Source organism: Bradyrhizobium sp. SEMIA (assembly GCF_014844175.1).
Classification (GTDB): domain Bacteria; phylum Pseudomonadota; class Alphaproteobacteria; order Rhizobiales; family Xanthobacteraceae; genus Bradyrhizobium; species Bradyrhizobium arachidis.
Map to the genome: position 1 here is coordinate 9,212,604 of NZ_CP046601.1, position 15,095 is coordinate 9,227,698.

A 15,095-nucleotide genomic window follows, 5' to 3' on the forward strand; every position below is an offset into this window, starting at 1 on the left:
GATCTGTGGTCAGTTGCCGACGAAATCATCGAGCAGCACCCATCGGGTGCCGTTGAAGCGCGCCATCCTGGCCTTTGTCCAGCCGATCCGGCTCGACGGGGTGATGTTGATGGTCAGGCCGGGCAGAAATGTCGGCAGCTGGAGCCCTTGGACGCTGGTGGCCTGCCTGATCAGATTTTCCCGCGACAGGTCGTCGCCGCACTTCTTCAGGACCTCGACGATCATTTGAGCGGTCGCATAGGGGAAGATCGATTCCTCGATATCGTCGTTCGGTGCCCATTGCTTCATGAAGGCCCTAAACTCTCGCATGCCGGCATCGTCATCCCACATGGGATCCTCTGACGTCTTCAGCCAGCACGCGCTAACCGCCCCCGTCGATGCGGTAAGTCCGGCCGGCCGCAGGACGGCCGAAATGCTGCTGACGCCAGACAGCAGCACATGCTGGACCTTCCAGTTGAGCTCATGCGCCTTGCGGATCGCTTGCGCCGCGAAGCGTGCATTGGAGGCATGGAATAACGTATCGGCGCCGGACGCCTTGAGGACCACGACTTGTGAATCGACCGTGGGCTCCATGATGTCGTAGGCCGCCTCTGCCACCACCATGGTCGAGGCTCTCGATCCCAGGGCGGCCTTGAACCCGGCCAAATTGCCTTTCCCGAGATCATCGTTTTGATAGATCACGGCGACCTTCGCATCAGGCTTGGTCTTCAGCAAATACTCGGCATAGATCTTGGTCTCGACCGGTTGCGGCATCATGAACGTGGTCGTCCATGGCAGGTTCTCGGGATCGTCGAGCTTCGGGGTACTGGCAAGCACCAATATCTGCGGAACCTGCTTGCCGTTGAGATATTTCGCCACGGCCAGGTTGGTCGGTGTGCCGATCGATCCAACGATCGCGAGCACATTGTCGTCCTCGACGAGCTTTCGCGTCTGTTGCACCGTCTTGGTCGGCGAAAAGGCGTCGTCGAGCGAAACGAGCGTCACCTTGCGGCCGTTGATGCCGCCAGCCGCGTTGATCATGTTGAGATAGGCGGCTTCGATCCGGCCGAAGCGGCTCAGCGACGAGAGCGGCCCGCTGTAAGGAGCGGTCTGCCCGATCCTGATCTCGGTGTCGCTAACGCCGGGACCGTATTTCTTGTCGGCCGCAGCGACGGGTGAAGGGCCGACGATCGAAAGGCTTAACGCAGCAAGGATCAGAGGCCGGATCATGGAGGCTACCTCATACTGGCGGCCGTGAGGGCGGCGTTTTGCCACCCCGAGCTGCAACATAATGCTGTACAATCGTCCCAGCGTCCCGAAACTCCGCCGAAATTTTCCGAAAGCAAGTTCCACGAGGCGTTCTTGTTGAGATCGTCGCAGCCCCCGATCCTCGTCGGCGACCGGATGGTGGATCTGGCCCGTGAAACCCTGTGCGACGGACGCGGCGACGTCGTCCCCTTACGCCCCCGCGCCTGGGCGGTGCTGCGGCTGCTTGCGACACGGCCTGGGCAACTGGTCAGCAAGGACGAAATCATGGACGAGGTCTGGTCAGACTGCGAGGTCACGGAGGATTCTCTCGTCCAGGCGATCGGCGACATCAGGCGCGCTTTGGGAGACGCCGGCCGCTCGGCTCTGAAGACAATGCCGCGCCGCGGCTACATGCTTGTTGTCGATGCAAAGCCGATCGATGCCACCGTCGTTTCCGGCGACACGCCGCGGCCATCCGATACCGCAGAGCTGCCGGCGGCTTCGATGCCGCATTTGTCGATCGTCGTTCTGCCTTTCGCCAACATCGGCGGCGATCCCGCGCAGGACGATTTCGTCGATGGTGTGACCGAAAGCCTGACGACGGATTTGTCGCGCATCGCCGGCTCGTTCGTGATTGGCCGCAACACCGCGTTCACCTTCAAGGGAAAGGCCGTCGACACCAGGCAAATCGGCCGCGATCTCAACGTGCGCTACGTGCTGGAAGGCTCGGTGCAACGCGGCGGCAACCGTTTTCGCCTGAATGCGCAACTGACCGACACCGAGACCGGAAGCCATTTCTGGGCCGACCGCTTCGACAAGCGCGCGGCCGAACTGCTGGACATGCAGGACGAGATCGTGTCGCGCCTCGCCAACACCCTGAATGCCGAGCTCATTGCCGCCGAAGCGCGCGCGCGGAGCGATCGCCCCGTCCGGACGCGATGGATCTGTATTTCCAGGGCCGCGCGCTCCAAAACAGAGGCGTCACTCGCGCGCTCTTGACGCAGGCCAAGGATTTCTTCGCGCGATCGCTGGTGCTTGATCCTGGAAACATCGAAGCAGCGGTCGCCGCGGCTCAGGTCGAGGTGTCCGTGGGATCGGCGTTTATGGCCGACGACGTCAACACTCATTTTCAAGTCGCGGAAACGGCCTTGAACGGCGTGTTGCTCCATGCCCCCGATCACCCCAGAGCCCACATGCTGCTCGGCGCCGTGCAGATTCAGACGAACCGTATCGAGAACGGCATCGCCCAATGCCTGAGATCTCTGGCGCTCGACCGGAATCTGGCCGATGCCCACGGGTTCATCGGCCTCGGCAAATATCAGTCCGCCCGTTGCGAGGAAGTCGAGGGTCACATTCAGGAGGCGCTTCGGCTGTCCCCGCGCGATACGCGCGCCTTTCTGTGGTACATGTTTGTCGGGCTGGCCAAGCTGGGCATCAAGCAAGACCATGAAGCCATCGGCTGGTTTCGCCGCAGCCTCGAACTCAACCGCAATCACGCGCTGTCGCACTTTCACTTTGCGACCGCCCTGGCGCTGGTGGGGGAATTGAAGGAGGCGCGATCGATCGCCGAAGCAGGACTTGCCCTCGATCCCGGCTTCACGATCCGCCGCTACCGCATCAACGCCAAGGGTGACAATCCGGTATATCTCGCTCGGCGCCAGCGCTACTTCGAGGGCTTGCGCCTCGCCGGCGTGCCGGAGGGATGACTAGAAGCGCACGATAGGATCGGCGGCGGCGTGTGCGCGCGAGGTCGGACCAAAGCGATTACTGCCGGCCTTGTTTCGAAGGGCCAGTCTGGCTGCCAGAACCAGTCGTTTGCTCACCCCCCGGTTGGCCCGGGGGATGCGCAGAGGCGCCCGGCTTGTCTTGGTCGGCGACGTATCCGGACGCGCCTGAATTGCGTGTCTTGGCTCCTTTATCTGCGTCGCGCTGCATCTGCTCGTTGGGCTCGCTCGTCTTGAGCCCTTTGTCTACGTCAGTGCGCATCTCGTCCTTGGTTTGGTCACTAGGCGCGGCCTTTTGCTGTTGCGCCGTTGCTTGGAAGGCAATTGCGCTTCCGGCAACTACAATCATCGCGAGAGTAACGGTACGCATGCTTCGTCTCCAGTGCGGTGCCCTATCCCGCTCAACGCGCCACCTTTCCCAACGTTCGTGGTCCCGATCGCTATTTTCAAAAGGGCTGGCGATCAGACAGGGCTCCGGACATGCCTGACCTAACGATTAAACATCAGCTTTTGGCGCCTAAGACCCACATCTGGAGGCACGACTTCAACGAAGCGGATGCCTCTGTCAAATCTGCGCCAAGGCCGTTTGAATGAAGCTTTCGACCTTCGGCAGGGTGTAGCGGCGGCCGGCATAGACAAAGTAGTAGGTCCAGTTCTGGTATTGCTTCGGCCGCCATTGCGACAGGACCGGACCGAGCTTGCCGGCCGCCGCTGCGTCCCGGACCAGGAAGTCCGGAAGCCAGGCGATCCCCTCTCCCAGCACGACCAGCGCCGCCACCACTTCGAGGTCATCGACGTAGGTCCGCCCGTTCAGCTGAAGCTCGAAATCGGACCTGCCGTTCGTCAGCATGACCGTCCTCAGAACAGGGTGAGCCAGGAACGCGGCGTTCACGAGATCGCGCGGATGGCTCGGCTTGCCGAATTTCTTCAGATATTTCGGCGACGCCCACAGGTTCGAGTCCGTCTCGATGAAGCGCCGCGCGATGAGCGAGGAATCCTTCAGCGCGCCGGCCCAGCGAATGGCGAGATCGACACCTTCCTCCACCAGATCAACAACCCGGTTGGTCAGGATCAACTCGAGCGACACGTCCGGATATCTCGCGGTGTAGGCCTGCGCGATGCGCGGCAGAAGAACATGTCCGAGATCGATCGGCGCCGTCACTTTGAGGACGCCGGACGGTTTCACCTTCGCCGACTGCAGAGCGGCCTCGCCCAACTCGATCTCGCGCGCCGCGATCGCGCAATGATGGAAGTATTTCTCGCCGACGTCGGTCATGCGCAGCTTGCGCGTCGTGCGCTGGATCAGGTTTACGCCGAGACGCTTCTCCAATCCCGCTACCTTGGCGCTGACTGTCGTCTTGGGCATGCCCAGACGCTTCGCAGCGGCGGCGAAGCTACCAGCTTCCACGACTCTCACGAAGACCGTGACTGCGTCCATAGCGGCATTGTCCAAAATCCTGTGCGGTCATTCCCGATTTTGCCAGCTAGTGGACAGTTTGGCGAGCGTCCAGATTGCAGCGCACGGCGGCAGGGATCGCCCGCCGGTCGATCTGGACCGATCCGTCTCGAGGAGAGCCACCCATGGACGGGACTCATTCGTTGGCGCAGGCCGCAAATCTCTTCCTCTTCGAGGATCTCGAGGACGGCAGCAGGGCAAGCACGCTCGCAAAAAGCGAGCTGACCGCGCTACGCGCGGTTGCCCATTGGATCAGGGAATTTGTCGCCAAACCGCACAAGGATCTCGGCCGCGCCGGGCCGGTGTGTCCCTTCGTGCCGGCGGCCCGCGAGCGCAGGACGCTCTGGCTGGCGCCCGAGCAGACCACTGGCAGAAGCCAGGCGGATGTCATCGAGGCCCTCAACGGCTACAGGATGTTGCTTCAGGAGCCTCGACCGGTCGATGGCGAGAAGCCAAACTACCAATCGATCGTCGTCGTCTTCACGGATTTGACGACGGACCGCGCAAAGGCATTCCTCGACGACGTCCTGCGCCAGTGCCGTTCCTGCTCTTGAGGCACGCGGTCGTCAGCGACTGGAAATTCTTTCTGGACTCCGAGGACTGGCTCGGCCTTTGGGCCAGTCGCCATCGGGAGTCCGGCATCCACGCCTTGGCTCAAGAGCTGCGCAGTCTGCCCTGGCGCGTCAGCCGCAACTGACGCGGTCATTCACCAACAACGACCCTGTACTCATTGGAGCAATGCCATGCCTTTCGCCAGAACCTGCATTGCGTCGGCAACTGCGACCGCCATGCTCGCCGCGAGCGCCCTCGCCCAGACCGCGAAGGACATCCGCGGCGCCTCGCCCTACATCGCGGTCGAACACGAGCCCGCGCCCAGGCTGATCGTGGATCCTCCGGTTCCGGAGGCGCTGGCGCAGGGTGTGTTCTGGGCGCAGTACCGCGTGGAGAACCTGCGCATCGTGCAGGTCTTCGGCGCAGGCGCCCGTCAGGTATCTCCGCGCGTCGGGCATCTGCACATCACCGTCGACGATCTGCCGTGGTGGTGGGCGGACGCAAGCGACAACAATACCGTCGACATCGCCGGGCTGCCTGCCGGTCCGCACAAGGTCACGATCGCCTTGGTCGATCCTGATCACAACGTCTTCCCGGGCCAGACCACGACGCTGTCGTTCACGGTGCCCGGGCACGAAAATATGGGTCACGCCGGCCACGGCAAGTAGCTGGATCGGATCATTTGAACCAGCTAATCGCACTCGACACGTCGAGCGCCCTAACCGATCGGGAGAATTCCATGCTCAACGGAAAGACTGCACTCGTTACCGGAGGCACTTCGGGCATCGGCCTTGCCACTGCGAAGCAGTTGCACGCCAATGGCGCGCGGGTCGCCATCACCGGCCGCGAGGCAGATGCCCTCGAGCGCGCGCGCAAGTTCGTTGGTGCCGACGTGCTGACGCTGCAGACCGACGTGCTGTCCAGCGCAGCTCTTCAGAAGATGGCTTCGGACGTGCGGAAAGCCTTTGGCGCGCTCGACGTCTTCTTCGCCAACGCGGGGGTCGCCTATGTCACGCCGCTGGCGACGACCAGCGAGACGCAATATGACGCTCTGATGGACACGAATGTCAGGTCCGTATTCTTCTCGGTCCAGGCGATCGAGCCGGTCATGCGGGATGGCGGCTCCATCATCCTGAACACGGCCTGGCTGAACCAGGTCGGCGTGCCTGGGCGCGCCGTCCTGTCGGCATCGAAGGCCGCGGTGCGCTCGTTTGCCCGGACCTTGTCGGCCGAGCTGCTTGGCCGGCGCATTCGGGTCAACGCGGTCAGCCCTGGCCTGATCGAGACGCCCATCCTTCGCGGTGTCGGTCAGTCCGAACATCCCGGTCAGACCGAAGCACAGTTTCGCGACTATCTCGCCGGTGCCAGCAAGCTCATCCCTCTCGGGCGCCTGGGACGTCCCGACGAGATCGCCGCAGCGGTGCTGTTCCTCGCCAGCGACGCCTCCAGCTACATGCTCGGATCGGAAATGGTCGTCGACGGTGGGTTCGCAGAACTCTAGGGGCGGTCGTCAGGCGGTGTGCTTTCTAGACGGCACGGTTATTCGGGCAGCCCAGCCTGCCGCAGTCCTTCTTCATATCGCGCGACGTCCTCGGCACGTCGATAAGGGCCGAGCACGTCCTTGAGATTGGACAGGCGCAGCGTGGGGCTCAGGTCTCGCAGCCGGGCCATTGCCTTGTTTGCTTGCTCCGGCCGACCCGCCATTGCGTTGCTTGCGGCAGCGATACGTAATCCAGGCCGATAATCCGGACTGCACTGCAATGCCATTGCCGCCCATGATGCCGCTTCGTCATAGCGGTCCAAGAAGAAATGTGCGTACGCGGTTCCAGCTCGCATTCCCATCAGCCACGGATCAAGTGGGCTGAGGCGAATGGCACGTGCAAAGCGTTCGATTGCCGATTCCGGCTAGCCGAGCCAGATCTTGACCCAGCCGCCGAAATGCCATGCCTCAGCCAAATTGGAATTGAGCGCAAGCGCGCGATCGACCAGGCCTGCGCCGACCCCGACATCCCCGACAACGAAGGCTAAGGCATTCCCGCTAGCGGAGAGCGCGATCGCGTCATCCTTGCCCAACTCGACTGCCCGTTGGGTCAGTCTCTTCACTTCGGCAATCGCTTTCGCCGTGTCCGGAATCCAGCCATTGATCCTGGCAGTGAGGTAGCAAGAGGCTGCACGACCGTAGGCGGTGGCAAATTCCGGGTCGAGCTCGATCGCGCTGTTGAACAGGCGCAATGCCTCACCGTTTGCCTGCCGGTTACCAAACTGATGAAGCCGGGCCAGACCGCGCAAATAGAGGGAATAGGCGTCGAGACTGGCGGTCGGCTTGCGCTTGGCGCGCTCGATCTCGGCTTTTTCCACCGCAGGCGCGATCGCCCCGACGACGCTCTCAGTCACCTGGTCCTGCAAATCGAAGATGTCGCCGAGCTCGCCATCAAACCGATCGGCCCAAATATGTGCTCCGGTAGCGGCGTCGACGAGTTGTCCCGTAATGCGCACTCGGTTTGCCGCCTTGCGAACGCTCCCTTCCAGGACGTAGCGCACTCCAAGCTCGCGCCCGACCTGCTTCACGTCGACGGCCCGCGCCTTGTAGGTGAAGCTGGAGTTTCGGGCGATGACGAATGGCGCCTTGAAACGGGACAGCGCCGTGATGATGTCCTCGGCCATTCCATCGGCGAAGTATTCCTGTTCCGGGTCGCCGCTCATGTTCTGAAACGGGAGCACGGCGATGGACGGCCTGTCGGAGGGAGGCAGGACCTGAGGTTGGCTTGCCGCGGAAGGGTCTTGATCAGTCAACCGGACCCGCCACGCTTGCATCGGCTCAGCGATATTCTTGAGGGACTGCTGTCCGATATCATCGCAGGCGATCTCGACCTTGCCTCGAACCTGCCGATAGGCATCATCGGACATGCAGACCCCGCCCGGTTCCGCGAGGCCTTCAAGCCGGGCAGCAATATTGACGCCGTCGCCGAAAATATCATCGTCGTCAAAAATGACGTCACCGACGTGAATGCCGATGCGGAATTCGATCCTTTGATCCTGCGGCTCGGCGGCGTTTTGCTCGGCCAGGCTGCGCTGGATTTCAATAGCATAGCGCACCGCATCGACGGCACTGGCAAACTCGATCAGCATCCCGTCGCCCGTGGTCTTGACGATGTTACCGCGATGCGCCGCGATGGTGGGATCGACAAGCGCTGTCCTAATCGACTTGACCTGGGCAAGGGTACCTTCTTCGTCGGCACCCATCAGCCGACTATATCCCGCGATGTCCGCCGCAAGAATAGCCGCCAGTCGCCGCTCCACGCGCTCTTTGCTCAAGACGCACCTCGGCCAGCAAAGATAATCATTTAGCAGAAAAACACGCCGATGTCCGATTGCTCAATGTCCGAGACGGGTCACTGCAGACAAACGCAGCCCGGTTCGGTGTACGCATTGCTTTGGAAGCGGACGCGACTTCCATACGGCGCTCACCCTACGCCCGCCGCACCAGCTCGAGCGATGCCGCTACGCGCAGGCCGCGCTTGCCGGCGCGCGCGATCAGCCGCGCGGCAAGAGGCCGGCCTGACTTCAAGAAGAGCCGCGCGCAGTATTGATCTTGATCAATGGCCTGCCAGGCGATCGCTGAACTCGATGGCCTTCCAGCCCATGAGGTCCTGTTGCGGCGCAGCAGAGCCGCACGAACGTCACAGCGGCTGCAACGTGGCCTACCGGAGGGAGCATTGATGAAGCACTGGCTGCCCGGCCTCGAGACAATTCGCCGGTATGAGGCAGCCTGGCTTCCGCACGACGTCTTTGCAGGTCTCGTCCTTGCGACAATGCTGGTCCCGGTCGGCATTGCCTATGCAGCCGCATCGGGCCTGCCCGGCATCTATGGCCTTTACGCAACCATCGTGCCGCTGCTGGCCTACGCGTTGTTCGGCCCAAGCCGCATTCTCGTCCTCGGACCAGACTCGGCACTGGCAGCAATCCTCCTGGGCGTCATTGCTCCGCTCGCTCAGGGCGATCCCATGCGCGCCGTGACCCTCGCCGGCATGATGGCGATCGTCTCGGGGACGGTTTGCATCCTGGCAGGCATCGCGCGTCTCGGCTTCGTCACCGAGCTTCTCTCCAAGCCGATCCGCTACGGATATATGAACGGAATTGCGCTGACGGTCTTGATCAGCCAGTTGCCGAAGCTGTTCGGCTTTTCCATTGACAGCGAAGGACCGTTGCGGAGCCTTTGGGCGATCGCCAGCGCGATCCTTGCCGGAGAGATAAACTGGGTCGCGTTCGCGATCGGGCTCGCCACGTTGATCGTGATCCTGCTTCTCAAGAACAGCAAGCTGCCGGGCATCCTGATTGCGGTCGTCGGGGCCACGATCATCGTTGGAGCGCTGGATCTTGGAACGCAGCACGGCGTCAAGGTGCTGGGTCCCCTTCCTCAGGGGCTGCCGGCTTTCGTCATCCCGTGGATCACCACCGGCGACATCGTTTCAGTGGTGCTCGGCGGCTGTGCAGTCGCGATGGTCTCGTTTGCCGATACCAGCGTACTTTCACGTGCCTTCGCCGCGCGATTGGGAGATCGGGTCGATTCCAACCAGGAAATGGTCGGGCTTGGGGCCGCCAATCTGGCGGCCGGATTTTTCCAGGGGTTTCCGATCAGCAGCAGCAGTTCGCGGACCCCTGTCGCCGAAGCCGCCGGCGCCCGCACGCAACTCACCAGCGTCGTCGGCGCACTTGCCATCGCCTTGCTGCTGCTTGTCGCGCCGAATCTGCTTCAGCATTTGCCGACCGCCGCATTGGCCGCGGTCGTCATTGCGGCGGCGCTCGGCCTTTTTGAGATTGCCGACCTCAAGCGGATCTATCGCATCCAGCGCTGGGAATTCTGGCTGGCGATCGTCTGCTTTGTCGGTGTCGCCGTGCTCGGAGTGATCCAGGGAATCGGTCTTGCGATCGTCCTCGCGATTATCGAATTCCTGTGGGATGGTTGGCGCCCTCATTCCGCGATATTGGGGCGTGCCTACGGCGTGAAGGGCTATCACGACATCACGCGATATCCGGATGCACGGCTGATCCCCGGGCTCGTGCTGTTTCGCTGGGATGCGCCGTTGTTTTTCGCCAACGCCGAGTTCTTCAGGGAACGCATCCTGCATGCAGTTGCGACCTCACCGACGCCGGTGCGCTGGCTGGTCGTCGCCGCAGAGCCGGTGACCAGCGTCGATGTAACCGCCTGCGACGTGGTGGCCGAACTGGACCAGACGTTACACGCGGATGGTATCGAGCTCTGCTTCGCCGAGTTGAAGGATCCCGTGAAGGACAAGCTGAAGAGATTTGGCTTGTTCGCGCAATTGGGAGAGCATTACTTCTTCCCGACCATCGGCGTCGCCGTCTCCCGTTATCTCGAGATCAACAACGTCGAGTGGGAGGACTGGGAAGACCAGGCTGTGCAGGCCTCGGAGCCAGTCGCGAGCCGAAATGCCAAATCCGGCCCTTAGCCGAGAGTTTGAGCCCTTTCGTGCGGCGATGGGCAGACCCGGCTTCAATGTCGTCCTCCGAAAACAAGGCGGGGTAGAAATCACGCAATCTTGCGACTTCAGCGGCGGACCGGTATTTGAAGTCCCGTGGGATTTTGCGACCAATGTGCATGCCGTGCCGTCGTACGAACTTGCCTTCACAACGACAGCTGCCTTTCACAATCACGAAGGACCCCATCATGCCGGACAAGTCTGCAAAAGGCATTGATCGCCGCGATCTCATGATGGCATCCGTTGCCACGGTCGGCGCCGCGGCCGCCATCGTCGTCAACGCTGGTGCCGCGAATGCCCAGGGCGCGGCGACACCCCCTGCAAATCCGGCATCAAGAACGGTCTATACCGGCGATGTTATCGAAGGCAAAAAGGTCGTCAGCGCGCTCGACGTCAACGACCTGGAGCCCGGCAAGAAACACCTTCTGTATTTTCAGGGCGTTGAGATGCCAACCGGACAGCACTGGTATGTGTCTGTGACGGTCGCCAAGGGAGCAAAGCCGGGCAAACGCGGCGTCCTGACCAGTGGCGTGCATGGCGACGAGATGAGTTCTGTGCATACGGTCCAGACCGTGATGAGCCAACTCGACCCGGCGCAGATGTCGGGCACGGTCATGGCGGTCACCGACGTGTCCCGTCCGGCCCTGGAAAGCATGCAGCGCAGATGGCCCAATCAGGGCCGAGGCGTCGATCTGATCGACATGAACCGGGAGTGGCCCGGGAACGAGAACGGCGCCACCGCACCCAGCCGACACGCCGGCCTTCTGTTCAACCGGCTGCTGCGGCCGAACGCCGACTTCGCGATCGACTTCCACACAGGGACAACCGGATTCGAAGTCACCGCATTCAATATTGGCGGGATGGATGTGCCCGAGGTCAAGGCGATGGTGGAGCTCTATCCCGTCAGCCAGATTTTCGACAATCATGTCTATCCCGGCGTCCTGCACAACGCGTTTATGGACGTGGGCATCCCGTCCTTCACGCCGGAAATCGGCGCTGCGCGCGTCCTGGATCCCGAGATGATCTCGCTCTTCGTCGAAGGCACGATGAACGTCCTCAAGCATCACGGCATCGTTGCCGGGCCAATGGGACGTACAGGAAAGAACGTGACTGTCTTTGTCGGAGACAGCGCATACCCGATCCTGGCCACCGCGGGCGGTCTCGTTGAGCATTTGGTCAAACTCAACGACAAGGTCAAAGCCGGACAGAAGGTTGCCATCCAGCGCAATAGCTTCGGCGAGGTGGTTGCGGAGTACATAAGTGCCGTAGCCGGAGAGATAACGGGCCAGCGCAGCGACGCAATGTCCGAGCCGGGCAACCCCTTGGTATTCATCCTTTTCAACAAGCCGGGGCCGAAGGACGTTCAGGTCTATCCCGAGTAGTTGCTGCATCGACCTCGGGCACGGTGACGCGACCTTCACTGTGGCCGCTCACGAGGCTCATTCGTCCCTGGTCAATGTCGCCTATTGGCCCCACAGCCGACCTTTTAGGAAAGCCCGCCGACTGTCAGCTATTGACCCGAAGCGGACCTCCAAGGTGACGCACGCTCATTCTCTCCCGCAATTATCGCTCACGGTCCTCTGCAAAGTGCTAGACTTTTCCCGTCTACCGCCGTGGCAAGTCTGGCCGTTCGGAGGGCGTTGTGACCGAGCAGCGGGTTCAAAGGCGACTAGCGGCGATTTTGGCTGCCGACGTGGTCGGTTACTCTGCGTTGATGCAACGCGCTGAGGAAGCCACCTACGCCGAGTTCGAGCGGCTGAAGCGCGAAGTAATCGAGCCTGGCCTCTCCCGCCACGACGGGCGACTGATCAAGACCACGGGCGACGGCGCCTTGGCCGAGTTCGCAAGTCCGTCGGCTGCGGTGCGATGTGCGGTGGAGATTCAGGAAAGGATCGCGTCGGGCCGAAGCTCCCTTAAGCTGCGCATTGGGGTCAATCTCGGGGAGGTTATCGTCGGGGCTGACGGCGACCTTTTTGGCGACGGGATCAACATCGCGGTCCGGCTGGAGGGGGTCGCCGATCCGAGCGGCATCCTGATCTCCGAAAAGGTGTATAGCGAAGTCGAAGGCAAGCTGGACGTTGGCTTCGAGGACCGGGGCGAACAGCCTCTCAAGAACATCGCCAGGCCAGTCCGCGCTTTTGCTATACGCGCGGGAGCGCATAGCCCGCTAAGCGATAGGCTGAGTGCTGCCCCACCACTTCCGGACATACCCTCCATCGCCGTGCTGCCGTTCGAGAACATGAGCGGCGACCCCGAGCAGGTATTTTGCGGACAGGATGGTTGAGGATATCACTACGGCGCTTTCGCGGTTCAAATGGCTGTTCGTGATCGCCCGCAATTCCAGCTTTACCTACAGGGGCAAGGCGGTGAACGTGAAGCAGGTGGGACGCGAGCTTGGCGTCCGCTATGTCCTTGAGGGGTCTGTGCGCAAGGCCTCAGGGAAAGTTCGCATTGCAGGGCAGTTGATCGACGCGACTACAGGGGCGCACATCTGGGCGGATCGGTTCGAGCGCGACCTGACAGACGTTTTCGCGCTTCAGGACGAAGTGACGGTCGCCGTCGTCTCGGCCATTCAGCCAAAGATTATTCAAACAGAAATCGCATTGGCGGCGCGGCGGCGGCCGGAGAATCTCACTGCGTATGATTATTATCTCCGCGCTCTGCCGCAGTCTTACATGGCGACCCGCGAAGGGTTGGCCGAGGCGATCAGGTTGGCTCACCGCGCCTTGGAACTGCACCCTCGGTTCGGCGGTGCCGCGACTCTGGCAGGTCTCTGTTACATGCGAAACGTCATTATCGGCTATGCTGACGATCCCCAATTCGACCGCAGGGAAGCCGTTCGGCTTTCTCGCTTGGCATTGAGCTTCGACGATAGTGATCCAGACACGTTAGCAGCGGCTGCTGTAATCTCGGCGTTCATGGTCAGCGATATTGAAAGTGCGCCCGAAATGGCAGACCGGGCGGTCGCGCTCAATCCCAATTCATTTGGCGCATGGTCGGCCAGAGGCTGGGTCTGTAGAGCTGCGGGACTACCGCAGGAAGCGGTCCAGAGCTTCGAACGTGCCATTCGCATGAACCCAATAGATCCGCTGCTACATCCGTCGTTTGTCGGGATGGGCATAGCCTTGATCGAGCTTCGTCGCTTTGACGAGGCCATCGTCGCAGGCAAGAAAGCCCAACGCCAGAAATCCTCCTTTTGGCCAGCTTACTGCTGTCTCGCGTCCGCTTTCGCCCATCTCGGGCGCGAGACAGAGGCCCATGAGGCGGTGGCGCGTCTGCTTGAGTTCGATCCCGCCTTTACAATATCAGCGTTCATCGCGCGGGGCGGGCAATCAAACGCGAAGCTGATGATTGAGGGGCTTCGGAAAGCGGGGTTGCCCGAGTAGCTCTCCAACTGCGATGAGGTGATGGAAGAGCGGTTAATTTGCTGCGGTGCACGTTGCTGACCTTCGCTCGGAGAGCCGAAAAGTCTTCTTCCGGGAGATGAGCCGACCAAGGTGAAGCAGCCCGCCAAGGGCAGCTTGTGACCCATAGCTGCGTTGGCGTTCGTTCCCGCGACGCCTGCAAGGGACCCGAAACATACGATTCAGTCCATCGGTCGAGAACGGTTGGCGGTCGTCAGATGAACCAACTGAGCAAGATTGCTGGTCGTGCATTTGCGCGCCAAAGGCGGCATCCATGCGCTACGGGGAAGCCGACCGCCTGCCTCGAAAGCACAGACATCCGCCTGCCGGGTCGGCGTCAAGCGTGCGAGTTAACCATCGACTTCGATCCAATTTTAATAAGACAACAGGACTGCTTGTTAATGCGAGCCGGGCAAATCAACGTTGCAGATGTTGCCGTTTTCCGGACGTCGGCGGGACCGGGAAGCTGACTCATGGAGCGCGAACGCAATCGCTGCGGTCGTTCGATGGGAAGTAGCCTTCTCACCCGGAGCATCTCGCCATGATGATCGAACGTCGAGCAATGGAGCGCATACCGATCAACCGGGCCGCGCGGCTGTCATTCGATGGAATTCGTGGGACGCCTCCATGCGTGGTGCGCGACATAAGCGCCCTGGGGGCCTGTATCTCCACGCCGTACTACATATTTGCGAATGAGTTTGTGCTGTCGTTCGAAGGCCATTCCGGAATTTTCATCTGCCGCGTCGTGTGGAGAAAGGCGACGCTTTGCGGCGTTTCCTTTCTCCTGCGTCGTCGCTCGCCGAAATTGGCGAACGATTCTGGCGAACCCGCAAACGTGGTGCGACTTGTTCGCCAGATCGTGTGACGTTGGGACGGGCCTGGCTTCCGCTGTTGGCCCGTTGCAGACCAAGCTGCCGGGCTCTCCGACGGTCAACTTCTGACCCGTAGCGGAAGTTCGTGGGACGCCTCCCAAGCTACGGCGCCGTACCAAGTGCTCTTATTGATGCGATGACCGTCCTAGCGCGCTCGGGGTCGAACCAGCCAAAGCCCAGGTGTACGGACTCAGCCCATTCGAGATACTTCCCTCATCGGTCGTATTGTCGCGAACCATGGCAGCGATAGTACCAACATAGCCATCGTATTCATCGGCAGGGCACCCGCCAATCGGATCCCACTGCTGGTTCAGAATATCTCTGACGCGACCGCGCCAGACACGAGAAGCTCGTTTGTC

The 15,095-nt window shown here is 61.5% G+C and carries 13 protein-coding genes and 1 pseudogene; 10 read left to right on the forward strand and 4 right to left on the reverse strand.

The genetic code is table 11. The features are described 5' to 3' along the window. Positions 1 to 9: 9 nt before the first annotated feature. Entirely contained in the window at positions 10 to 1,209 is a 1,200-nt protein-coding gene (locus tag FOM02_RS44150) for an ABC transporter substrate-binding protein (RefSeq protein ID WP_265441163.1), read from the reverse strand. Positions 1,210 to 1,341: 132 nt separating this feature from the next. On the opposite strand from FOM02_RS44150, the gene FOM02_RS44155 reads away from it, so the two are divergent. Then, the gene (locus tag FOM02_RS44155) at positions 1,342 to 2,226 is read left to right on the forward strand and encodes a winged helix-turn-helix domain-containing protein (protein WP_265441164.1); all 885 of its coding nucleotides are present in this window, start codon (positions 1,342 to 1,344) and stop codon (positions 2,224 to 2,226) included. Next, positions 2,223 to 2,933: a tetratricopeptide repeat protein gene (locus tag FOM02_RS44160; protein ID WP_265441165.1), complete on the forward strand. Its 711-nt coding sequence runs from the start codon at positions 2,223 to 2,225 to the stop codon at positions 2,931 to 2,933. Before FOM02_RS44155 ends, FOM02_RS44160 begins: the two co-directional genes overlap by 4 nt. Positions 2,934 to 2,991: 58 nt before the next feature. On the opposite strand, the gene FOM02_RS44165 is transcribed toward FOM02_RS44160, so the two are convergent. Then, entirely contained in the window at positions 2,992 to 3,321 is a 330-nt protein-coding gene (locus FOM02_RS44165) for a hypothetical protein (RefSeq protein ID WP_035729808.1), read from the reverse strand. A gap of 195 nt (positions 3,322 to 3,516) precedes the next feature. Then, the gene (locus FOM02_RS44170) at positions 3,517 to 4,389 is read right to left on the reverse strand and encodes a LysR family transcriptional regulator (RefSeq protein WP_027557683.1); all 873 of its coding nucleotides are present in this window, start codon (positions 4,387 to 4,389) and stop codon (positions 3,517 to 3,519) included. 143 nt (positions 4,390 to 4,532) lie between these two features. Here FOM02_RS44170 and FOM02_RS44175 point away from each other — a divergent pair, with 143 nt between their 5' ends. The 3 genes from FOM02_RS44175 to FOM02_RS44185 all read left to right on the forward strand — a co-directional run bounded on the left by FOM02_RS44175 (position 4,533) and on the right by FOM02_RS44185 (position 6,460). Beyond that, positions 4,533 to 4,961, forward strand: a complete 429-nt coding sequence (locus tag FOM02_RS44175) for a DUF6875 domain-containing protein (RefSeq protein ID WP_027557682.1) — start codon at positions 4,533 to 4,535, stop codon at positions 4,959 to 4,961. Between the two features lie 189 nt (positions 4,962 to 5,150). Further along, positions 5,151 to 5,627, forward strand: coding sequence for a DUF6130 family protein (locus FOM02_RS44180; RefSeq protein ID WP_027557681.1), 477 nt, complete (start codon positions 5,151 to 5,153; stop codon positions 5,625 to 5,627). A gap of 71 nt (positions 5,628 to 5,698) precedes the next feature. Next, positions 5,699 to 6,460, forward strand: coding sequence for an SDR family oxidoreductase (locus FOM02_RS44185; RefSeq protein WP_027557680.1), 762 nt, complete (start codon positions 5,699 to 5,701; stop codon positions 6,458 to 6,460). Between the two features lie 38 nt (positions 6,461 to 6,498). Here the strand turns inward: FOM02_RS44185 and FOM02_RS44190 are convergent. Next, positions 6,499 to 8,274, reverse strand: a pseudogene (locus FOM02_RS44190) (adenylate/guanylate cyclase domain-containing protein). Positions 8,275 to 8,678: 404 nt separating this feature from the next. Between FOM02_RS44190 and FOM02_RS44195 the strand changes: the two are divergent. The 5 genes from FOM02_RS44195 (at position 8,679) to FOM02_RS44215 (ending at position 14,729) form a co-directional block, all read left to right on the forward strand. After that, the gene (locus FOM02_RS44195) at positions 8,679 to 10,430 is read left to right on the forward strand and encodes a SulP family inorganic anion transporter (RefSeq protein WP_027557678.1); all 1,752 of its coding nucleotides are present in this window, start codon (positions 8,679 to 8,681) and stop codon (positions 10,428 to 10,430) included. Between the two features lie 218 nt (positions 10,431 to 10,648). Next, positions 10,649 to 11,842: a succinylglutamate desuccinylase/aspartoacylase family protein gene (locus FOM02_RS44200; protein WP_027557677.1), complete on the forward strand. Its 1,194-nt coding sequence runs from the start codon at positions 10,649 to 10,651 to the stop codon at positions 11,840 to 11,842. Between the two features lie 260 nt (positions 11,843 to 12,102). After that, positions 12,103 to 12,744: an adenylate/guanylate cyclase domain-containing protein gene (locus FOM02_RS44205; RefSeq protein WP_265441166.1), complete on the forward strand. Its 642-nt coding sequence runs from the start codon at positions 12,103 to 12,105 to the stop codon at positions 12,742 to 12,744. Next, positions 12,737 to 13,846 (forward strand): tetratricopeptide repeat protein, encoded by a 1,110-nt coding sequence (locus tag FOM02_RS44210; RefSeq protein WP_265441167.1) that lies wholly within the window; start codon positions 12,737 to 12,739, stop codon positions 13,844 to 13,846. The genes FOM02_RS44205 and FOM02_RS44210 overlap by 8 nt, the downstream gene beginning before the upstream one ends. Positions 13,847 to 14,405: 559 nt before the next feature. Then, complete coding sequence (locus tag FOM02_RS44215) at positions 14,406 to 14,729, forward strand: PilZ domain-containing protein (RefSeq protein ID WP_231164352.1); 324 nt, start codon at positions 14,406 to 14,408, stop codon at positions 14,727 to 14,729. Positions 14,730 to 15,095: the final 366 nt, after the last annotated feature.